Raw genomic sequence first — 21,800 nt, forward strand, 5'->3', positions numbered from 1 at the left:
TGGTATAACAATGAGTAATCTATTATACCAACAACCTCATTTTCATGTCGGAAATTTGCTGAGTAGTATAGGTTATTCTATTTTGTTGGCCACCGACGGAATTGGATATTATCAAGAAAAAGGGCAACCTAAAAAAATACTTCGCAAAGGAGATGTAATCAAATGTCCACCAAATATTAAACATTGGCACGGTGTTAGTATTGATAGCTATTTTGTTCAAGTAGCAATAACAAATACTCAAAACGGCGCGCCTGTTTGGTTAGAAGCTGTAACAAATATAGAGTATACACAAGTTCAAACAAATAAATAGAAACAGAAAAAATATAGCCAAAAAATTAGTTGTAAAAGTACATGTCTGAAACATTTAGTGATAATAATATCAGAAAAACACTTAAAATTACAATATTTCTTTATTTGGTTAAACAAATCCTGATTAAAACTGCATTCAATAATATAAAAAATCCCTGTTGAATTTTTTAGTAACTTTCTCTTTCAAAACAGTCGGCTAAGAGTTTAAAATCTTCGAGTAAAAGGTTCGAATTGTGTACCATAAGGTGACTTAAAACAATACTAGAAATAGTATCGTTTTTTTTGTTTTTATATTTTTTGAAATCCTTTTAATTGTTCTATTTTTATAAAAAATAGTAATTATGATTTCTTACTTCAAACCTTTTGTACTTCTCTGTTCTGTTTTTTGTGCTTTTTCTTGTAAATCGCAAACTATTATTTCTGATGATCAAGAAAAAAATAGTTCAATTATCAATGATACTACATTTGTAAATTTAGAAGAATACAGTCAGGATTTTGTCTATGATATGAAGTATGCTACAACAGATAATTTCCTTAAAGCAAAAGTATATGATTGTGCCGAATGTTTTTTACGTTTAAAAACCGTTACTGCACTTGTTGAAGTGAATAAAAAATTCTTGGAAAAAGGATACAAAATCAAAATTTTTGATTGTTACCGCCCTTTAGACATTCAGAAAAAAATGTGGAAAATTGTATCTAACCCGGAATATGTTGCTAACCCTGCCAAAGGTTCTATTCATAATAGAGGAGGAGCTGTAGATATTACTCTTGTCGACAGTAATGAGAAAGAGTTGGATATGGGGACTTCTTTTGATTTTTTTGGAGTTGAAGCAAGCCACAATTATCCAAAAGTTTCAGAAGAAGTAAAACAAAACAGAATACTATTGAAAACTATTATGACAAATAGTGGTTTTAATTTTTTTGATTCAGAATGGTGGCACTACAATTTGAAGTCAGCATTGAATGATAAAGTTTCTAATGCTAAATGGGATTGTAAATAGTCGCCTATTCAATACATTTTAAGTTGTTGATGAAGTAATTTTCAGGATTGTAAATTTCATTCGTTAATTCTGATTTAAACTCTTTTTTGAGGATATAATCTTCGGTATCTGTCAAATATTTTATACGCATCATAGAGACTGGAGAATTTTTTAATTCTTCAAAACTATCTTTCATAAACATAAAAATACCTGAATTCACTCTATTATCAAATCCTTTATCATCGCGTAACATGGTTCCGCAATTTTCTTGATCAATATGTATCAACGTGATTATTTTTCCATTGTTTAACTGTAAAAACAATTTAGAATTTTTATCAAAACAATTTGCTTTCAAAAAGTCTTTGCTTTTTTGGATAATCTGCACACTCAATGTTGGTAATCCATCTGTTAATGCCAAAGAATAAAAAATATAACTGGAATTCCCTGCAAAATTTTTCTCGCTAATCATGTATTCTTTAGTCGATTTGTAGGTACCTAAAGAATCGGTAACGTTTGTGTTATATTCACATGGTTTTTGAGCAAATATATTCAGACTGAAGAACAATAAAGTTAGTGTAATAACGTATTTCATTTTTATTATATTTTGGTGCAAATTAAAACTATTTTATGATTATTTTCATCAGTTGTGAAAAAACAATACAGATTTCCTCCGTCTTTTATTTTCCATTTTTTTCGAATGCTTTCAACGCTGTCAGGAAAATTACGGGTTGTGATATTTGCTTGAGTCTTTTCTAAAAAACTTTTCATTTCTGTTTTATTGTAAGGAAATGTATTTTTAATTTCAAAAACGCGCCCTGGAAAGGATATCAAGGCAGTTGATGTATACAAATGGGAATGTTTGTGTAGTTTATTTAGATTATAAAACGAGCTCACTTCATCAAATCCGCCAGATTTCATGATAGCGCTATTGGGTTCATATAAATATTTTTGAGGCAAACTAAAGTTTGGGAATTTAGAATCCTCGTTCAAAATAAAATCAAATGTTTCCGTTTTGTCCTTTACAATGTTAACGGTTTTGATATTTATATCTCCAGAATAACCGTTGTGTAATTCCCATAATAATTCTTTTACTTCATTCTCTAAGGCTACGATATGAATTGTTTTTACATGTTTTAATTCAGATAAACCTGCAGAAATATCAAGAAGAGGTGCTGTTTTTATTAGAACTGCATTTGAATTGGTAAAATAAAAATCAAGATTTTCCGGAACATTTGGTAAACAATCTTTAAGCATAAATACTTTTCCTTTAGCATCATTTCTTCTGGAAGGATCAATATAAATCCAATCCCATTTTGAATTTAAAGTGGATAAAGTCGCTAAACTGTCTCCGGCATAGCAGATGATATTGGAAACATTTAATTGTTTGAAGTTGTGCTTTACAAGATTAGACAGCTCCGGATTAATTTCGCAATGTGCAACCGTTTTTATTTTTTTTGCAAAATAATAATCATCAACTCCAAAACCTCCCGTTAAATCGATTAGAGATTCTCCAGATACAATAGAAGCTTTATAGGCTGCTGTTTTTTCGGATGAAGTCTGTTCTATTGAAATTTTACTTGGATAAATAATGTTTTTGGTCGAAAACCAATTCGGTAATTTATCTTTAGCTTTTGTTTTAGCTTCTATTTGATTTAAAATAGAAATCCAATCCACTTCTTGGAAGGGATTTTTTTGAAGTGCTAACTTCGAAATGCTTTTGCCAATAGTATCATTGATAAACGCCTGTATTTCGGCATTTAGAATCCTTAAATCCAAAATTAAATATCTTTAGTTAATAGTTGAATGATTTTGTTTTCAGGAAAGAATTCTTTTCCAATCACTTTTATTATGGTATATAAAGGAACTGCCACAATCATTCCTAATATTCCAAAAAGGAAACCTGCAATTAAGATGATAAGGAATATTTCTAAAGGATGTGAGCTTACACTTTTGGAAAAAATTATAGGTTGAGATAAATTATTATCAATTACTTGAACTATCCAAAAACCTATTAAGACATAAATTGTTGTAGGTAAAATTTCAGATTGAAAATCACTTCCCAAATTACTCATCATAGTTAAAATTGCGGCTAAAAAAGAAGCAATCAACGGACCTATATATGGAATGATGTTTAGTACAGCGCATAAAAAAGCAATAACAATAGCATTTGGAACGCCAAAAACGACTAGAACTATAAGGTATAAAAGAAATACAATAAATAATTGAAGCAGTAAACCAATAAAATAGCGTGACAATAAATGATTTATTTTTTCCAATGAATTCAAGATTTGATCTTCATGACTGTCTGGAATTAATTTCTTTGCGCCAACAATAAACATTAATCGGTCTTTCAAAAAGAAAAAAGTGATGAATAGAACTGAACCTAATCCCATTCCAAAACTGCTGATTGTACCTAAAATTGCATTTAAGAAATTAGGAATAATATTGAAATTTACTTTAGAGGTAATGTTTGCTTCCTTTAAAACTTGTGCAGAATCAATTTGGTGGTTGTCTAAAAACACAGTGATTTGATTGATTAACTGGACTATGTTTTTTTCAATTTCAGTAGTGTTAAGAAGTGATAGGTTTTGTCCTTGAGATAAAATCAAAGGAACGAACATCATTATAAACCCAAATATGATCAATATAAAAATAAATAAAGTGGTAATAGTTGCAAAGAGATGATTAAATTTTAATCTTTTTTTGAAAAAGTCTAAAATCGGATTTCCAATCAGTGTAAGTATAAAAGATACAACTAGATAAATTAATACAGATTGAATTTTATAGAAGAATAATAAGATTAAACCAACGAAAACCGTTGTTAATAATGCCCTAATAATCCCATTTGAAATGGTTTTAGATGTAATCATATCGCTATTTTAGGTTATAAAGATAAAAAAAACTCGCTAACAAGTAGCGAGTTTTAAAATCTAAAAAACTAAAAATTATATTCCGAAACCTGCTCTTGCTCCACCTGAAACAAAAATTACAGCCATTCTTGATTTTTGACCGTTAGAGAACATGTACATTCCTGCATCATCAGTATAATCCATGTAGTTCATGGTCATTTCTACTGGAGTACCAGTACAAGTGCTATAATGTGGGTAAGCTGGAGCACCATAGTTAGCCGTGTTGTGTGTGGGAGTATCAGAAACCAAATCACTTCCGCAATTGGCATCACCCCAAATGTGACGTAAGTTCATCCAGTGACCCACTTCGTGGGTTGCAGTTCGTCCTAAATCAAATGGTGCAGAAGCTGTTCCAATATTTCCGAATGCATTATCATCGATAACAATTCCGTCTGTAGAAGGAGCTCCGCCTGGGAACTGTGCATAACCTAAAATACCTCCACCCATATTACAAGACCACATGTTCAATACGGTTGTAGGTGTTGTAGGAGCGATTCCTTTTGCTGACTTCTTCATGGCGTTATTTGTCGACCATGAAGTTGTATTTGTAGATTTTCTAACGACACTTTGTAATACAAAAGTAATTCCAACATTGGCTTTTACACCTGAAAACAAAGCAGGAACTGAATTATAATCTGAGTTAGTCGCATTGAAATCTTGATTCAACACATCAATTTGAGACTGAATTTGTGCCAATGAAATGTTTTGAGCTGCTGTTCTGTACAATACATTCACTACAACCGGAATCTCAACTTTACCGTTTACTAAACGATTGGTTAACATTGCTTTTTGTGTAAAAGCTTCAATTTCGTTCATTCTTAAAGCTAATGTTGGATCGGCTTTCAATTGCGCTTCCAGTACTTCGTGTGATGCACAACCACGTTGAACGATCGAGTTTGTTGATGGAGCGGTTGATTCGGTTTCTTCATTTTGACATGAAAAAAGCATTATAAATGCCGTTGCGGATAAAATAATTTTTTTCATAATTGCAGTTTTTATGTTGTAAATTGCTATTTATCAGTTTATTGATAAGCAATTTACGATTATTTTCTCATTATGCTACTAAGAGAACGTAAAATAGTTAACTGAAAATCAATGCTTTATAAATTGTTTTTTATAAATTATAAATTGGTTGTTCATTATTCAAAACAAAAAAACTCGCTAACAAGTAGCGAGTTTTAAAATCTAAAAAACTAAAAATTATATTCCGAAACCTGCTCTTGCTCCACCTGAAACAAAAATTGCAGCCATTCTTGATTTTTGACCGTTAGAGAACATGTACATTCCTCTATCGTCAGTATAATCCATGTAGTTCATAGTCATTTCTACTGGAGTTCCAGTACAAGTGCTATAATGTGGGTAAGCTGGAGCACCATAGTTAGCCGTGTTGTGTGTAGGTGTATCAGAAACTAAATCACTTCCACAAGTTGCATCACCCCAAATGTGACGTAAGTTCATCCAGTGACCTACTTCGTGAGTAGCAGTTCTTCCTAAGTTATAAGGATAAGCCCCTGATCCAGATAATCCAAAATATTTTGAATCGATTACAACACCATCAGTAGTTGTTGATCCTCCAGGAAATTGAGCATAACCTAGGATTCCACCACCAATAGTACAAGCCCACATGTTAAGTTTTGTTGTTGGTGAAGTAGGATCTAAACCTCCTTGTTTTGTTTTTTTCATTGCATCTCTTGTTCCCCAAGATGTTTTAGTAGTAGATTTTCTATTTACTGTTTCTAAAACGAAAGTGATACCAACATTTGCTGCAACTCCAGAGAATAAAGCAGGAGTACTGCTGAAATCTGAATTTGTTGCATTAAAATCGTCATTTAATACATCAATTTGAGATTGAATTTGAGCATCAGAAATGTTTTCTGCAGCAGTTTTGTACAATACGTTTACTACAACAGGAATTTCAACTTTACCGTTTACTAAACGACCAGATAGCATTGCTTTTTGAGTAAATGCTTCAATTTCGTTCATTCTTAAAGCTAAAGTTGGGTCAGCTTTCATTTGTGCTTCAAGAACTTCTTGTGATGCACAACCGCGACGTGCTAAAGCACTAGTTTCTGGAGCTGCTTCTGTTGTGTCGTTTTGACAAGAGAAAAGCATCAATAATGCTACGGCAGATAAAAGAATTTTTTTCATAAAAAATTTGTTATAAATTAATAGATTTGGTTAATTATTTCACAATTCTATAACAATTTTTTCACAAAAAAAATTTTATTGAAAAAAAAAATTAAAAAAAATAGTATTCTATTGATTTTATTGCTTTTAGTCAATTTCAGCGATTTATAATTTACAAGTACTTTCATACAAATTTTTTTTGCAAAATTTCAACACTCAAAATTGTAGCTATAATGAGGTTATTTAAGAGATATTTTATCATTAAATAAAATAATGTCATAAATATATATGAAATTAATGTTTTTGATTTTTTGTTGGAAATAAATTTTTTCAAGTTGTTTATCCATATTTTTTAATAATTGTAGGTGTAATATCTATTTCTTTTGAGTGTTTTTTTATTCGTCTGAATTCGGAACTTTTGAAGGCATTTAAATCAAACAAATGAAAAGTTATTTTAAGAGAAAACGGCCTATTCAAATCTAAAATTGAATAGGCCGTTTTAAAATGCAACTTTGAAAATGTAGCTCTTAATTATTAAAAATATAATTAAGAATATTGGCACCCATTTTTAATGCTTTCTCTCGAACATCAATTGGGTCGTTATTGACTTCTGGATCTTCCCAACCGTCACCTAAATCGCATTCGTAGGTATAGAGCAAGACTAATTTGTTTTCGATAAATATTCCGAAGGCTTGTGGTCGTTTTCCGTCATGCTCATGTATTTTTGGTAATCCGTTTGGGAACGAATATGGTTTTTGAAAAATGGCATGATTAGCAGGAATTTCGATCAAGTTATTATTTGGAAATATTTTTTCTATTTCTTTTCGAATATATTGATCCATACCATAATTATCATCAATATGGAGAAATCCTCCTGCGAGTAAATAATTTTTAAGATTATTGCTGTCAGCATCATTAAAAACTACATTTCCATGTCCAGTCATATGAACATAGGGATAGGAAAATAAATCAGGACTGCTGGGTTCAACAGTGGATGGTTTTGTTTTTATTCTGGTATTGATATTGGCATTACAATATTTTATCAAATTTGGTAAAGAAGTAGGATTTGCATACCAATCACCGCCACCGCTATATTTTACCAAAGCAATTTCTTGTGAAAATGTTGGTATTGAAAACAATAACAGTAGATAAAATAGTTGCCTCATAATGATATAAATTAGTTCTTATTCTTCATTGATAAAAACGACGCTATGGCAGGCAACAATTGCTGCAGTTTCAGTTCTTAATCTAGTATTGCCTAATGAAACTGGGATAAAGTTGTTTTCAAGAGCTAAAGCAATTTCTTTTTCTGAAAAATCACCTTCCGGACCTATGAGTAATGTTACATTTTCATTGGGTTTCAAAACTGATTTTAGTGTTTTTTTATCCGTTTCTTCGCAATGTGCAATCAGTTTTAAACCGTCTCTTTCAACTTTAATAAATTCTTTGAGGGTTATGGCATTATTTAATTTCGGCAAATACAATTCATTAGATTGCTTCATGGCAGCCAACAAAATTTTATCAAATCGTTCGTTATTAATGACTTTTCGCTCAGAATGATCACAGATAATTGGTGTGATTTCGTGTATGCCTATTTCGGTTGCTTTTTCAAGAAACCATTCGTAACGATCATTCATTTTAGTTGGCGCTACCGCCAAATGCAAATGAAATTTTGAAGCTGGTGCTTTTTCGAATGAAAGAATTTTAACGGTACATTTGCTATCCGAAGCTAATGTGATTTCAGTTTTAAATAAAAAACCTAAACCATTGGTTACAAATAATATATCGGTATCTTTCTTGCGTAGTACTTTAATAATATGTTTGCTTTCTTCTTTGTCAAAAGAAAAAGTTTCAGTAGATTCAGTAATATTTGGATTGTAAAATAATTGCATAATTTATAATTGTATTCTTGCTTTAGAAACGACAGAAGAAGTTTCAAATTTTTGTGATAAAAACTTTTGATAACCTACAATTCCAATCATTGCAGCGTTATCGGTAGTGTATTCAAATTTAGGAATAAAGGTTTTCCAGCCGTATTTATTCTCTGTTTCTTTTAATGTATTTCGGATTCCAGAATTTGCAGAAACTCCTCCGCCAATTGCTATTTGTTTTATTCCGGTTTCCTTTACTGCCAATTTTAATTTGTCCATTAAAATTTCAATAATCGTATGTTGAATGGAAGCGCAAATGTCATTGAGGTTTTCGTCAACGAAATTTGGATTTTCTAATTTTTTCTTTTGAATAAAATATAAAATAGCCGTTTTTAGTCCAGAAAAGCTGAAATCCAATCCTGGAACTTTTGGTTTTGTAAATGCAAAGGCTTTCGGATTTCCTAATTGTGCATATTTGTCAATTAAAGGACCGCCAGGATAGGGAAGACCCAGTATTTTTGCACTTTTATCAAAAGCTTCACCTACCGCATCATCAGTGGTTTCTCCGATAACAGTCATGTCAAAATAGTCATCCACTTTAATAATTTGAGTATGTCCGCCACTTATGGTCAAAGCCAAAAAAGGGAAAGTAGGTTTTTCATATCCTTCTTCGTCTATAAAATGGGCCAAAACGTGCGCTTGCATATGGTTTACAGCAATCAAAGGAACTTGCAAGGCTAAAGCAATTGATTTTGCAAATGAACTTCCTACTAAAAGGGATCCCATAAGTCCCGGACCTTGTGTAAAGGCAATTGCTGATAGCTGTTCTTTTTGTATATTTGCATTCCGTAGCGCGGCATCGATTACCGGAACTATGTTTTGTTGATGTGCGCGAGAGGCCAGTTCAGGAACCACGCCGCCATATTGATTATGTATAAGCTGATTTGCAACAACATTTGACAGCACTTTATCGTTTAGTAAAATGGCAGCTGCGGTATCATCACAGGAACTTTCGATGGCAAGAATAAAAACCTCGGGATTTTGCATAAAAAGGCACAAATTTTGAATTACATTTGACAAGTCGATTATAAAAATCACTTTGTAGCAGCCAAAATTAAAGAATTTTTATTTAAGGTGCTTCGGTTTCCAAAAGCAAAATCAAATATTAGAAAATTTAAATAGTATATAGGTATCAAAAAAATTAAAAAAATAGTATTTCGTTCTCTACTTGGACTAATCCTACTTTTGTTGGTACTCGGTATTGCTCTTACCATGCCATTTGTTCAAACAAAAATTGCTCAATATTTCACGAATAGTATTAATAAAGATTTTGGGACTAATATTAATATTGATGAAGTTGCCATTTCGGTTTTTGGAGGGGTAAAATTTAAAAAAGTATTGATTCTGGATCATCGTAAAGATACTTTGATTTATTCCAATAGAATTTCAACCACTATTTTAGAAGGTAAAAAATTGCTCGATGGAGATTTAATCTTTGATGATTTAGATTTGCACGGGTTGCTTTTTAATTTGAGAACGTACAAAAACGAAAAACAATCGAATCTCGATAAGTTTATTGCAGCTTTTGAAACAGGAAAGCCATCAAGTAAGAAATTTTTATTGAAAGCTAATAAGTTGAAAATTTATGATGGTCATTTTATTTTGACAGATGACAATCGTGACAATCCTAAAGATTTAGATTTCACTAAACTGAATGCTTCAGTAACTGATTTTAAAATATACGGTCCGGATGTTACCACAATGATTAATAAAATGTCATTTTTGGATTTCCGTGGTTTGTATGTTAAAAATTTAAGCTCCAAATTCAGTTATTCAAAAAAGAATATAAAATTGGAAAATCTTGATTTGTTGACCAAAGAGTCAACGCTGAAAGGAACCGTTTTATTAAAATATAAAATTGAAGATTTTTCTAATTTTACTGATAAAGTTCAGTTTGATATAAAATTAGATGCAGCATCAATTGCTTCAAATGACATTCGTTATTTTTATAAAGAATTAGGCAGGAATCAACATTTTTATACCAAAGCAAGTATAAAAGGTACTCTTAATGATTTGAAATTTAAAAACTTAGAATTAGTTGATGACCGCAAGACACAAATTAACGGTGATATCAATTTTAAGAATTTGTTTGCCAAAAAAGGGCAAAAATTTTCGATGTATGCTAAGTTTGATAAGCTAACTTCCAGCTACGATGATTTAATCGTAATACTTCCCAATATTTTAGGAAATAAATTGCCCACTTCTTTAAAGAAATTAGGAAGATTTACCGCTTCAGGAACATCTAATGTTTCAACAACTGCTGTTGAAGCTGATTTTTCTATGATTACTGCATTAGGTAAAGTAACGTCTAACCTAGCAATACAAAATATTGATGTAATTGATAAGGCTTCCTATTTAGGGAATGTAATTTTAGAAAACTTTGATGTTGGGACATTATTTGATCAGAAGGAATTAGGCAGCATAAGTTTGAATATTGATGTAGATGGAAAAGGTTTTAAACGAGAATTTCTTAATACCGGAATCAAAGGTGACATTAGTCAAATGGATTATAAAAACTACAATTACACTAATATTGTGGTAAATGGAACGCTTAAAAGTCCTAATTACAAAGGTCAAATAACGGTAAATGACCCTAATTTGACTATGACTTTTGATGGTTTATTGGATTTAAGTAAAAAAGACAGCCGATACGATTTTCACATCAATGTTGAAAATGCAGATTTAAATAAATTAAAATTAATAAAAGATTCTGTTTCTATTTTCAAAGGGGATGTTGTGGTGGAAGCTTCGGGAAATAATATAGAGAATTTTCAAGGAAATGTTTACATTAATAAAACGTCTTATCAAAATACAAAAGGAATTTACAACTTTGATGATTTTACAATAATTTCCAGTTTTGACCAAAACAGAATCCGAACCATAACAGTAAATTCTCCTGATATTGTTGAAGGTGAAATTGTAGGTAAATATGAATTCAATCAATTAGAGAATTTAGTAAAGAATTCTTTAGGAAGTCTTTATACGAATTTTAAACCAAGTAAGGTTAAAAAAGGGCAGTTTCTTAAATTTAATTTTTCCATCTATAATAAAATTATCGAAATATTTTATCCGGATATTTCAATCGGTTCAAATACTATAATTAAAGGAAATATAAATTCTGATAATCAAGAGTTTAAGCTTAATTTTAATTCGCCTCAAATCATAGCTTCAAACAACACATTTGATAATATTAGAGTTTCGGTAGACAATAAAAATCCACTTTATAATGCTTACATTGAATTGGATAGCATCAAAACGAAATATTATAAAATACGTGATTTTAGTGTGATAAATGTGACTATGAAAGATACTTTGTTCTTTCGTTCTGAATTTAAAGGCGGATCAAAAGGGGAGGATTATTATAATCTGAATTTATATCATACTATAAATGCAGCCAATAATAACGTAGTTGGAATCAGTAAATCGGAAGTGAAATTCAAGGATTATCTATGGTTTTTGAATGAAAATGAAACACCAAATAATCAAATTGTTTTTGATAAATCATTTAAGAACTTCGATATTGACAATATAATATTGTCACATGAAAATCAGTCGATTTCGTTAATGGGGGCTTTTAAAGGCTCTAATATTAAGGATTTGAAATTGAGCTTTAAAGATGTAGATTTAAATCAAATTACACCTGCCAATAATAAGTTTGTTGCGCATGGAAATATAAATGGCGAGGTAAATTTCAAGCAAAATAATAATGTTTATCAGCCTACATCTTCTATCGTAATCGATAATTTGAATGTAAATAAAACGGATTTAGGTACTTTGAATTTTGAAATTGAAGGAGATGAAAGTCTTAGAAAATTTACTATCAATTCTAATTTAGAAAATAAAAATTTTGAATCCTTTAATGCTAATGGAAGTTTTGAAATTGTAAACAAAGAAACCATCCTTGATTTAAGACTAAAATTCGAAAAGTTTAATATTGCAACCCTTAATTCGCTTGGCGGGGAAGTATTATCAAATATTAGAGGTTCTATATCCGGTAATTCCACTATTGAGGGAAATCTTAAAAAACCGAATATTAATGGACGTTTATTTTTAGATAATGCCGGTATAACTATTCCGTATTTGAGTGTTGATTATGCATTGAGCAACAATACAATTATTGATCTTACCGATGAGAAATTCCTATTTAGGAACAATACGCTTACAGATACAAAATATGGAACTGTAGGTAAATTGAATGGAAGTATTGAGCATAATAATTTTGCAGATTGGAAGCTGGATTTAGCTATTAATTCTAAAAGACTTTTAGCGTTAGATACTCAAGACAGTGAAGATACCGCTTATTACGGAACTGCTTTTATCGATGGTATTGCCACCATAAAAGGACCAACGAATTCTTTGTTTATAAAAGTGGATGCAAAATCCGAGAAAGGTACAGCCATTAAAATCCCGATTAATAATGCCGAAAGTGTAAGTGATAATGTTTTTCTACATTTTGTGACCGATCAAGAAAAATATAATTTAAAAAATGGAATTACGGAGAACACCAGAAACTACAATGGACTGGAATTAGAGTTTGATTTTGATATTACTCCAGATGCCGAAGTAGAAGTGATTTTAGACCGAAATACAGGTCATGGAATGAAAGGAAAAGGTTTTGGATCTTTATTGTTTAAAATAAATACTTTAGGGAAATTTAATATGTGGGGAGATTTCCAGGCGTATGAGGGAACCTATAATTTTAAATATGGAGGACTTATTGATAAGAAATTTGCAGTTAAAAAAGGAGGTTCTATTTCTTGGGAAGGAAATCCGATGAGAGCGCAATTAAACCTTGAAGCAGTGTATAAAACAACAGCAAATCCTGCGGTATTATTAGATAACTCCTCTTTTAATACAAAAGTTCCTGTTGAAGTAGTTATTGGTATCCGAGGCGATTTGACTAGTCCGGAGCCAGATTTTAATATTGAATTCCCAACAGTAAGTAATGTTTTGAAATCAGAAATTCAATATAAATTGAACGATAAGGATGTGAGACAAACTCAAGCTTTGTATTTATTATCATCTGGTGGATTTTTAAGTCCGGAAGGAGTAAGTCAATCTGATTTTTCAGGAAGCTTATTTGAGACCGCTTCAAGCATATTAGGCGGAATCATACAATCGGATGATGAAAAATTTAAAGTGGGTCTTAATTTCATTGGTGCCGACAGAAGAATAGGTAAAGAAACTGACGGGCGCTTTGTAGCGACTATTTCGTCAAAAATAAATGAAAGAATTACGATTAATGGTAAACTCGGTGTTCCTTTTGGAGGAATTAATGAATCAGCAATCGTAGGTGATGTTGAAGTTTTGTATAGAGTTAATGAAGATGGAACGCTTAATTTACGCCTTTTTAATAAAGAAAATGATATTAATTATATTGGGCAGGGAATTGGATATACACAAGGTTTAGGGGTTTCTTATGAGGTCGATTTTGATACTTTTAAAGAGTTAGTCAATAAAATTTTTAAAAATCTAAAAATAGACAGAGCTACAGTGCCTGTTGCCGAAGACCAAGATTCTGATATGTCTCCTGATTATATTAATTTTTCTAAACCAAAGAAATCTAGTACAAAAAAAATCAAGAAAAATCAAGAAGGTTTACTTCCAGAGGAAAACTAATTAGTTGGTCTTTTTTTAATTTAAATACTGCCAATACTGAATAAGAATGCAGTTTAATGTTGCTTGCGTTTAATTAATTCAAATTACCAAGCGCTACATAAAATCATAAATATTTTTTAAAGTATACAGAAGAAAACTCTCTTTTTGTATCTTAGTGACAAATAGTTAGTGTATTGTCTTAGTTTATAATCAAAAAAACAAGCTAATTGTTAATTATCAAATAAAAATCAATTATTTTTCAATTTTGTTAAATAAAATCCTTTTTATTTTGTTTTTCCAAAAACTTATCAACGAAAACGTTTGAATTTGGAACGCTTTACTAATTTATTAAAAACACAGCTTTAAAAGTGCTGAATGTTTGCTAATTTTACACTTTAATACTTAAATAATGCCAAAAACAATAAAAAAAGTTGGCGTTCTAACTTCGGGAGGAGACTCTCCAGGAATGAATGCAGCTATTCGATCGGTTGTTCGAACATGTGCTTATCATAATATAGAATGCATAGGAATTTATAGAGGATATCAGGGAATGATTGAAGGTGACTTCAAAGAAATGGGACCTCGAAGTGTAAACAACATTGTAAATAAAGGAGGGACGATTCTTAAATCAGCTCGATCTTTAGAATTTAAAACTTCAGAAGGAAGAAAAAAAGCACACGAAAATCTTACTAAAGCAGGAATTGATGCTTTAGTGGTAATAGGAGGTGACGGAACTTTTACTGGAGGTTTATTATTCAATACTGAATTTAATTTTCCAGTAATGGGAATCCCGGGAACTATTGATAATGATATTTTTGGGACGAGTCATACTTTAGGGTACGATACGGCATTAAATACTGTAGTTGACGTAATTGATAAAATTAGAGATACAGCAAGTTCTCATAACCGATTATTCTTTGTAGAAGTAATGGGTAGAGATGCTGGTCATATTGCTTTGAATGCAGGTATTGGTGCAGGAGCAGAAGAAATTTTAATTCCTGAGGAGGACTTGGGTCTAGACAGATTATTAGAGTCACTGCAAAAAAGTAAAGCTTCAGGTAAATCATCCAGTATAGTTGTTATTGCTGAAGGAGATAAAATTGGTAAAAATGTATTCGAATTAAAAGATTACGTTGAAGCTAATTTGCCTGAATACGATGTTAGAGTTTCGGTTTTAGGTCACATGCAGCGAGGTGGTTCCCCATCTTGTTTTGACAGAGTCTTAGCCAGTAGATTAGGTGTAAAAGCCGTTGAATCTTTATTGGAAGGTAAGTCAAATTACATGGTTGGATTGCAAAATGACAAAGTAGCGTTGACGCCTTTAGAACAAGCAATCAAAGGAAAAACAATGATTGATAGAGAATTATTAAGAGTTTCAGACATTATGTCTACATAAGTGGTTAAAGTTTATAGTGAGGAAATTAGACTTTAGGTTGAGTTAATAAAAATAAACAAAAAAATTAAAGTAAAATGTCAAAAGTAAAATTAGGAATAAACGGATTTGGAAGAATTGGAAGAATTGTTTTCAGAGAGTCTTACAATAGAGATAATGTAGAAGTTGTAGCTATCAACGATTTATTAGATGTAGATCACTTAGCTTACTTATTAAAATATGATTCTGTTCACGGTCGTTTCAATGGAACTGTTGAAGTTATAGATGGAAAACTTTTTGTAAACGGAAAAAACATTCGTATTACTGCTGAAAGAAATCCTGCAGATTTAAAATGGAATGAAGTTGATGTTGATGTAGTTGCTGAATGTACTGGTTTCTTCACAACTATCGAAACTGCAAGCGAGCATATCAAAGGTGGAGCAAAAAAAGTAATTATTTCAGCTCCTTCTGCTGATGCACCTATGTTTGTAATGGGAGTTAATCATACTGAAGCTAAAGCTTCTGATTTAATCGTTTCTAATGCATCATGTACTACGAACTGTTTAGCTCCATTAGCTAAAGTTATTAATGATAACTTTGGAATTGTTGAAGCTTTGATGACTACTGTTCACGCAACAACTTCTACTCAAATGACTACTGATGGTCCTTCTAGAAAAGACTGGAGAGGTGGACGTGCTGCAAGCGTAAACATCATTCCTTCTTCTACAGGTGCAGCAAAAGCAGTAGGTAAAGTTATTCCTGAATTGAATGGAAAATTAACTGGTATGGCTTTCCGTGTTCCTACTACCGATGTTTCAGCAGTAGATTTAACTGTGAAAGTTGCTAAAGAAACTTCTTATGAAGAAATAATGGCAGTATTGAAAAAAGCTTCAGAAACTACCATGAAAGGTATCCTTGGATATACTGAAGATTTAGTTGTATCTCAAGATTTTGTTTCTGATTCAAGAACATCTATCATTGATGCTAATGCAGGAATTGGATTGAACTCTACTTTTTTCAAAATCATATCTTGGTATGATAATGAATACGGATATTCAAGTAAATTAATTGACTTGTCAGTACACATTGCAGGTTTAAAATAATTCTTTATATTTACAAATCCCGTTATATTATATTTAACGGGATTTTATTTTTTGTTCCATTTTTTAAATGCAAATCTTATACTGCACGCATTTTAAATTAGAAAAATAAAATACAAAAAAACCAAAAAAACCAAAAAAAATGAGATTATTAGTTGATAGTGGTTCTACCAAAGCTGATTGGATAGCGATTGATGATGCCGGAAAAGTATTGTTTACCACACAAACATTAGGGTTGAATCCAGAAATTCTAGATGGAGATGAAATTATTGAACGTTTGAACGATCGTTTTGATATTTTACAAAATAAAAAAGAGGCTACTCATTTATTTTTCTATGGCGCAGGTTGTGGAACTGATAGAATGAAAATTTCACTTTCACAAATTTTTCAAAACTATTTCCCTAATGCAATTATTGTAGTTGAAGAGGATACTTATGCTGCAGTTTACGCTACAACGCCTAAAGGTGAAAAAGCTATTGTTAGTATTTTAGGAACAGGATCTAACTGTAGTTATTTTGATGGAAAAGAATTGCATCAAAAAGTACAATCATTAGGATATATCGTTATGGATGATTGTAGCGGTAATGTTTTTGGAAAAGAATTAATCAGAAAGTATTATTTTAATAAAATGCCAAAAGAATTGGCAGTAGAATTTGAGAAAGAATACGATTTAGATCCAGATGCTATTAAAAGTAAATTATACAAAGAAGCGAATCCAAATGCTTACTTAGCAACATTTGCAAAGTTCTTAATTCAACATAAAGATACTGAATTTTGTAAAAAAATAATTTTCAAAGGAATGAAATCTTTCGTGAAAAATTATATTAAACAATATGATAATTGCAAAGAAGTACCTGTTCACTTTGTAGGATCTATTGCATTTTATTTGAAAGATGAATTGCAAGAGACTTTCGATAAGTATGAATTAAAATTAGGTAACGTACTTAGAAGACCTATTGATGGTCTTATAGCGTATCATATTGCCAACAAATAAAAATTTCAATGAATTGCAATACTTAACTAAAGTATTGCAATCATTGAAATTTCAACATTTACATTTTTTGGCAAACATGCCACTTGAACCGTTTCACGAGCTGGAGCGGTTTTTTCGTTGAAATAAGAACCATAAACGGTATTTATTTTTCCAAAATCATTCATATCCATGATGAATATGGTTGTCTTCACAACGTTTTCAAATGTCATTCCTGCTGCTTCAAGTACGGCTTTCATGTTTTGCATTACTTGCTCTGTTTCTACTTCAATGGTGTCAGTAACCAATTCTCCAGTTGCAGGATTAATTGCAATTTGACCGGAAGTATATAGCGTATTTCCTTTAAGAACTGCCTGGTTATAAGGCCCGATTGGTGCCGGAGCATTCTCTGTAAAAATTATCTTTTTCATAAAACGGTTGTTTTTTTTATATAGTGAAAAGTTTAAGAATCAATTATCGGTTTATAGTGCTTCGCTTGTCCCATTTAATATCACTAAGAACACCAGATTTTATTCCAATAAAGAAGCCCCAATTTGCATTGGTACCAAATGGAGACCAGTTAAAATCCATTCTCCAACTCATTAAATCCCTCTCAAAACGAAGCTGGGTAAAAGTAACTCCTTTTTGTACAAAATCATACCCGGTAGATACACCTGCTTTCCATTTTGGAGTTATGTCAGCATTTGCTGAAATCATTATAGAATTTCCAATGATTTTATTTTCTCTATTGTTATTTCCGTAAGTCAAGGAATAAGCAAATGTCATGTCCCAAGGTAACTTTGAATTGAAAAATTCCGAGATTTTATCTTCGCCTTCGTCTCCTTCCTCTTCTTCAAATTGACTTCTTCGGTTGTCACCTAAATCTGTATTTGTTCCGAATAAATCATCTTCACGACCACCATTTCTCTGACTCTGGGTGTTCTTCTCTTTGTCTGTTTTGTCTTTTCCTTGACTCGAAATAGAATAATTTAAGGTCATATTAGAACTGGTCATTCTAAAAAGACTGCCGCCATTATCAATGTTAAAGACATTAATTCGATTTCCTGAATTGTCAATGGCATATGGATCTAATGTTGCTCCAAAATTGACATTCATTTTGTTATCTAATAATGTTGTCCCACCGCTAACTCTTATTGGAGAAAAGGCAAGTGTCGTCACTCCATCGGCATCAAGATTATAACTAGTGGAAAGGTTTAAGTTATTAAGCAGCATTATTTTTTTAGGCTCGACCTTAGTACTGTCTTTGTCTGTAACTTTTGCTTCAAAAGTATTGCTCAAATCAAAACCTAAAGTATTGGAATTATTTAATCCAGGAGCACCAAAAATTCCGCTTTCAAATCTGGAATATTGTTTCATTGTCCCGCTAGCGTCTGAAGCATAGGTGTCGTAGTATTTTTCAAAACTAGGTGTATAGCCATACGAAACAGATGGTCTCATGACGTGTCTTATAGATTTGATTTTTTTGTCATTGCCAAAATTAAAAGTTCCATATATAGTTGTTCCTACGCTGGATGAAAAGGAGTATGTTCTGAAAGCATCAAATCCATTTATGGTTTTATCAACAACTTTGCTTTGGTCAACATCATAACTTCTTTCAATTGTTTTGGTATACCAAATTTCCTCATAGTTCATGGAGGTAGAAGCACTGAAATATTTGAATAATTTAAAATTGGTACTTAATGGAATACTGTGTTGAAAACCAACTTTTGCATCTCTAAACATTTGCGGTTTAAAGAATAAGGAATCAGTTGTTACAATGTTATTTCTACCGTTTAAATTATATTGTAAATTGATGTTTTTGAAAAAACCTTTTTTGACACCATCTTTACCTACAAAAGGATAAATCCTATCTACACTCAATTGTAGTGTTGGTAGAGTCATATTGATTTCCTCCGTTTGAGTGTTTTGGGAATGTGTTGCGGTCAATGACATTCTAACTTGCGGAACCGAAGTGAAGGTTTTTGAATATGAAATGGAAGAGCTTAATGTATTATTAAGATTCGATCCAATATTAACTTGATTGATGGATTGCTTGAAATATTTACTGCTTCCAAGATTCACAGATGCTGAAAAACTAGAATTCGGATTTGATTTAGAGTCTTTGGAATGTGACCATTGTATGTTATAAATATTTTGCTTTAAATAATCCGGATATCCTCTTTCGCTGGTGATTAAATTTTCAAATCGAACGTTTAAGTTTCCTCTGTAATTGTATCTTTTGGCATAACTGGATTCAAAACGCAATCCATAACTTCCATTGGTATAATAATCTCCCAAAACTGTTAAATCATAATTGTCGCTAAGAGCAAAGTAGTATCCTAAATTTTGAAGAGAAAATCCTCTGGTATTAGAATCGTTATAGCTGGGTAAAATCAATCCTGAAATACTGGTTTCTTTGCTCATTGGAAAAAAAGCAAAAGGTAAAGCTATAGGAGTAGGAACATTTGCAATGACCATATTAGTCAAACCAGTTACTACTTTTTTGCCCGGAATAAATTTCACTTTATTGGTTTGAAAATAATATTCAGGATTATCTACATCTTTTGAAGTCGTAAAACGAGCTCCTTTTAAAAAGTAAACGGAGTCATTTTCTTTTTTTGTGATAGTTGCTTTAATCTTAAATTCTCCTTGATCTGATCTAGAATTCCAGATTAAGGCTTTTTTTGTTTTAAAATTAAAACGGATAGAATCTGGTTCTACTACATTTGCGCCTTGTTTGAAATTTGGGTATTGAGTATAAGCACCTGTTGAATCTTTGATACGTCCGGCATAGACTTCATTTTTTTCATAATCCATAACGATTATTCCTGACTTCAATTCTACATCTTGATAGTACAACTCCGCTTTATCATATAAGGTAATCAGCTTTTTCTTTTGGTCAATTTTAGCATATTGATCCGCCTTGTATCTCACTTTTCCGTCAAGAAATGCTTTTTGAGGCTTTACACTATCTTTTTTTATGGAGTCAGTTTCTTTTTTAAGGATTATAGTAGGAGTATTCTTTTTGCTAGTATCTAAATTGGTCGTGTCAGCTTGTTTGTTTGCGGATATAGCTGTCTTTTTTTTTGTTATATCTTGAGAATATAATTTACCAGACCCTAATGACAGGAAAATTGATAATAAAACGATATTAAATAAGTTTGTATGCAAAGGTTTAAATGCTATTTTTGTAAAATTATGGCCTGTTTTTTGACATGTCAAACTTACATATAATTTTTTGTCAAAAATAGTCAAATAAAAAATTTTATGACGGTAGTGTTTTAATTAAATTAACTTTTGGATTTATGCGTATTACATATAAAATAAAAATAATATTAACTTTTATTTTGACGATAGTTTCTTTATCGAGCTTTAGTCAATCCAATGTTTTCAAGGTGACATTAGATGCAGGCCATGGAGCACATGATTTTGGTGCTGTTTATGAAGGACGTGTGGAAAAAAATATTGCTTTGGCAGTTGTTTTGAAAGTTGGAAAGTTATTAGAATCTACGAAACAAATGGATGTCAACTATACCCGAAAAACGGATGTGTTCATTGATTTAATTGAAAGAGCCAATATTGCCAATAGATTTAACGCTACTATTTTTGTTTCGATTCATTGTAATGCCAATAGAAATACTGCTGCCGATGGTACTGAGACTTATGTGATGGGTTTAAGTAAAGTTGCATCAAATCTTGAGGCTGCTAAAAAAGAGAACTCTGTAATAACATTAGAGAAAGATTATAAGCAAAAGTATGAAGGATTTGATCCTAATTCTCCGGAGACTATGATAGGAATGACCTTGATGCAGGAGGAATATTTAGATAATAGTATTTCATTGGCAAGTAAAGTAGAGGATTCTTTCGCTGATTTAGGAAAAAAAATAAGAGGAGGAGGAGTTAAGCAAGCACCTTTTATGGTTCTTCATAAAGCATATATGCCAAGAGTATTAATAGAAATGGGATTTATTTCTAATTCTATTGAAGGGAATATATTAAATTCAGAAGATGGTCAAAATGAAATAGCTAAAGCTATCGCAGATGCAATTATCAGTTATAAAAAAGAATATTTTGGTAATGGTGAAACTGAAATTTTTGAAGAGCTGCCTTCGCAAAAAATCAATGAAAAACCTATAAGAGATACTGTAACTCCTGCGAAACCAAAAATGATGTCTCAACCTGCACAAGAGTCAACTCAAGTAAAAAAAACGATTGATAATGCTAAACCTTTATTCAAAGTGCAACTTTCAGCCACTAGTAAGAGATTAGAATTAGTGCCGAAAAATTTTAATGGACTTAAAAACATTTCTGTTGCCTATGAAAACAGGGTTTACAAATATATGTACGGAGAAACGGCTGATTATGATGAAGCAAAAAAGCAATTAAGCGAGGCAAAAGAAAAAGGATATGATACCGCATTTTTGATTGCATTTAAAAATGGAGAGAAAGTTAATATCCAAGACGTAATTAAATAATAGCTTATCTTTTTTATATTAAATTTGTA

The 21,800-nt window shown here is 31.4% G+C and carries 17 protein-coding genes; 7 read left to right on the forward strand and 10 right to left on the reverse strand.

Annotated elements, in window-relative coordinates; translation table 11 throughout:
* Positions 1-10 precede the first annotated feature (10 nt).
* Both QLS97_RS10030 and QLS97_RS10035 read left to right on the forward strand, forming a co-directional pair.
* Positions 11-310, forward strand: a complete 300-nt coding sequence (locus tag QLS97_RS10030; protein WP_282716391.1) for a cupin domain-containing protein — start codon at positions 11-13, stop codon at positions 308-310.
* A gap of 340 nt (positions 311-650) precedes the next feature.
* Positions 651-1,310 carry a M15 family metallopeptidase gene (locus QLS97_RS10035; protein ID WP_282716392.1) on the forward strand — a complete coding sequence of 220 codons (660 nt, stop codon included), beginning with the start codon at positions 651-653 and terminating at the stop codon, positions 1,308-1,310.
* A 4-nt stretch (positions 1,311-1,314) separates the two neighbouring features.
* Here the strand turns inward: QLS97_RS10035 and QLS97_RS10040 are convergent, their stop codons facing one another.
* The 8 genes from QLS97_RS10040 to tsaD form a co-directional block, all read right to left on the reverse strand.
* On the reverse strand, positions 1,315-1,881 hold the full coding sequence (locus tag QLS97_RS10040) for a hypothetical protein (protein WP_282716393.1): 567 nt from the start codon (positions 1,879-1,881) through the stop codon (positions 1,315-1,317).
* Between the two features lie 5 nt (positions 1,882-1,886).
* Positions 1,887-3,065 carry a class I SAM-dependent methyltransferase gene (locus QLS97_RS10045; RefSeq protein ID WP_282716395.1) on the reverse strand — a complete coding sequence of 393 codons (1,179 nt, stop codon included), beginning with the start codon at positions 3,063-3,065 and terminating at the stop codon, positions 1,887-1,889.
* 2 nt (positions 3,066-3,067) lie between these two features.
* Positions 3,068-4,159 (reverse strand): AI-2E family transporter, encoded by a 1,092-nt coding sequence (locus tag QLS97_RS10050; protein ID WP_282716396.1) that lies wholly within the window; start codon positions 4,157-4,159, stop codon positions 3,068-3,070.
* Between the two features lie 75 nt (positions 4,160-4,234).
* A complete protein-coding gene (locus tag QLS97_RS10055) occupies positions 4,235-5,182 on the reverse strand; it encodes a zinc metalloprotease (RefSeq protein WP_282716398.1) in 948 nt (315 codons plus the stop codon).
* A gap of 216 nt (positions 5,183-5,398) precedes the next feature.
* Positions 5,399-6,346: a zinc metalloprotease gene (locus tag QLS97_RS10060; protein WP_282716399.1), complete on the reverse strand. Its 948-nt coding sequence runs from the start codon at positions 6,344-6,346 to the stop codon at positions 5,399-5,401.
* A 506-nt stretch (positions 6,347-6,852) separates the two neighbouring features.
* Positions 6,853-7,491, reverse strand: a complete 639-nt coding sequence (locus QLS97_RS10065) for a DUF4159 domain-containing protein (protein WP_282716400.1) — start codon at positions 7,489-7,491, stop codon at positions 6,853-6,855.
* 18 nt (positions 7,492-7,509) lie between these two features.
* Positions 7,510-8,217: a 16S rRNA (uracil(1498)-N(3))-methyltransferase gene (locus tag QLS97_RS10070; RefSeq protein ID WP_282716401.1), complete on the reverse strand. Its 708-nt coding sequence runs from the start codon at positions 8,215-8,217 to the stop codon at positions 7,510-7,512.
* A gap of 3 nt (positions 8,218-8,220) precedes the next feature.
* Complete coding sequence (tsaD, locus tag QLS97_RS10075; protein WP_282716402.1) at positions 8,221-9,243, reverse strand: tRNA (adenosine(37)-N6)-threonylcarbamoyltransferase complex transferase subunit TsaD; 1,023 nt, start codon at positions 9,241-9,243, stop codon at positions 8,221-8,223.
* 225 nt (positions 9,244-9,468) lie between these two features.
* On the opposite strand from tsaD, the gene QLS97_RS10080 reads away from it, so the two are divergent.
* The 4 genes from QLS97_RS10080 (at position 9,469) to QLS97_RS10095 (ending at position 17,320) form a co-directional block, all read left to right on the forward strand.
* On the forward strand, positions 9,469-13,875 hold the full coding sequence (locus QLS97_RS10080; RefSeq protein ID WP_282716479.1) for a translocation/assembly module TamB domain-containing protein: 4,407 nt from the start codon (positions 9,469-9,471) through the stop codon (positions 13,873-13,875).
* A 388-nt stretch (positions 13,876-14,263) separates the two neighbouring features.
* Complete coding sequence (gene pfkA, locus QLS97_RS10085) at positions 14,264-15,250, forward strand: 6-phosphofructokinase (RefSeq protein WP_282716403.1); 987 nt, start codon at positions 14,264-14,266, stop codon at positions 15,248-15,250.
* 74 nt (positions 15,251-15,324) lie between these two features.
* A complete protein-coding gene (gap, locus tag QLS97_RS10090) occupies positions 15,325-16,329 on the forward strand; it encodes a type I glyceraldehyde-3-phosphate dehydrogenase (protein ID WP_282716404.1) in 1,005 nt (334 codons plus the stop codon).
* 139 nt (positions 16,330-16,468) lie between these two features.
* Positions 16,469-17,320, forward strand: coding sequence for an N-acetylglucosamine kinase (locus QLS97_RS10095; RefSeq protein WP_282716405.1), 852 nt, complete (start codon positions 16,469-16,471; stop codon positions 17,318-17,320).
* A 26-nt stretch (positions 17,321-17,346) separates the two neighbouring features.
* Here QLS97_RS10095 and QLS97_RS10100 read toward each other — a convergent pair whose 3' ends face one another.
* Positions 17,347-17,727 (reverse strand): RidA family protein, encoded by a 381-nt coding sequence (locus QLS97_RS10100; RefSeq protein WP_282716406.1) that lies wholly within the window; start codon positions 17,725-17,727, stop codon positions 17,347-17,349.
* 43 nt (positions 17,728-17,770) lie between these two features.
* Positions 17,771-20,518 (reverse strand): putative LPS assembly protein LptD, encoded by a 2,748-nt coding sequence (locus QLS97_RS10105; protein ID WP_282716407.1) that lies wholly within the window; start codon positions 20,516-20,518, stop codon positions 17,771-17,773.
* An 83-nt stretch (positions 20,519-20,601) separates the two neighbouring features.
* Between QLS97_RS10105 and QLS97_RS10110 the strand changes: the two genes are divergently transcribed.
* Positions 20,602-21,771 (forward strand): N-acetylmuramoyl-L-alanine amidase family protein, encoded by a 1,170-nt coding sequence (locus QLS97_RS10110; RefSeq protein ID WP_282716409.1) that lies wholly within the window; start codon positions 20,602-20,604, stop codon positions 21,769-21,771.
* Positions 21,772-21,800: the final 29 nt, after the last annotated feature.

This window comes from Flavobacterium yafengii (genome assembly GCF_030010375.1).
In the GTDB taxonomy this organism is placed as follows: domain Bacteria; phylum Bacteroidota; class Bacteroidia; order Flavobacteriales; family Flavobacteriaceae; genus Flavobacterium; species Flavobacterium yafengii.

Coding starts and splice junctions, on each gene's coding strand:
- QLS97_RS10060 (WP_282716399.1), bottom strand. CDS start 6,346: ATGAAAAAAATTCTTTTATCTGCCGTAGCATTATTGATGCTTTTCTCT.
- QLS97_RS10100 (WP_282716406.1), bottom strand. CDS start 17,727: ATGAAAAAGATAATTTTTACAGAGAATGCTCCGGCACCAATCGGGCCT.
- QLS97_RS10030 (WP_282716391.1), top strand. CDS start 11: ATGAGTAATCTATTATACCAACAACCTCATTTTCATGTCGGAAATTTG.
- gap (WP_282716404.1), top strand. CDS start 15,325: ATGTCAAAAGTAAAATTAGGAATAAACGGATTTGGAAGAATTGGAAGA.
- QLS97_RS10055 (WP_282716398.1), bottom strand. CDS start 5,182: ATGAAAAAAATTATTTTATCCGCAACGGCATTTATAATGCTTTTTTCA.
- QLS97_RS10070 (WP_282716401.1), bottom strand. CDS start 8,217: ATGCAATTATTTTACAATCCAAATATTACTGAATCTACTGAAACTTTT.
- tsaD (WP_282716402.1), bottom strand. CDS start 9,243: ATGCAAAATCCCGAGGTTTTTATTCTTGCCATCGAAAGTTCCTGTGAT.
- pfkA (WP_282716403.1), top strand. CDS start 14,264: ATGCCAAAAACAATAAAAAAAGTTGGCGTTCTAACTTCGGGAGGAGAC.
- QLS97_RS10050 (WP_282716396.1), bottom strand. CDS start 4,159: ATGATTACATCTAAAACCATTTCAAATGGGATTATTAGGGCATTATTA.
- QLS97_RS10110 (WP_282716409.1), top strand. CDS start 20,602: ATGCGTATTACATATAAAATAAAAATAATATTAACTTTTATTTTGACG.
- QLS97_RS10040 (WP_282716393.1), bottom strand. CDS start 1,881: ATGAAATACGTTATTACACTAACTTTATTGTTCTTCAGTCTGAATATA.
- QLS97_RS10065 (WP_282716400.1), bottom strand. CDS start 7,491: ATGAGGCAACTATTTTATCTACTGTTATTGTTTTCAATACCAACATTT.
- QLS97_RS10080 (WP_282716479.1), top strand. CDS start 9,469: ATGCCATTTGTTCAAACAAAAATTGCTCAATATTTCACGAATAGTATT.
- QLS97_RS10035 (WP_282716392.1), top strand. CDS start 651: ATGATTTCTTACTTCAAACCTTTTGTACTTCTCTGTTCTGTTTTTTGT.
- QLS97_RS10095 (WP_282716405.1), top strand. CDS start 16,469: ATGAGATTATTAGTTGATAGTGGTTCTACCAAAGCTGATTGGATAGCG.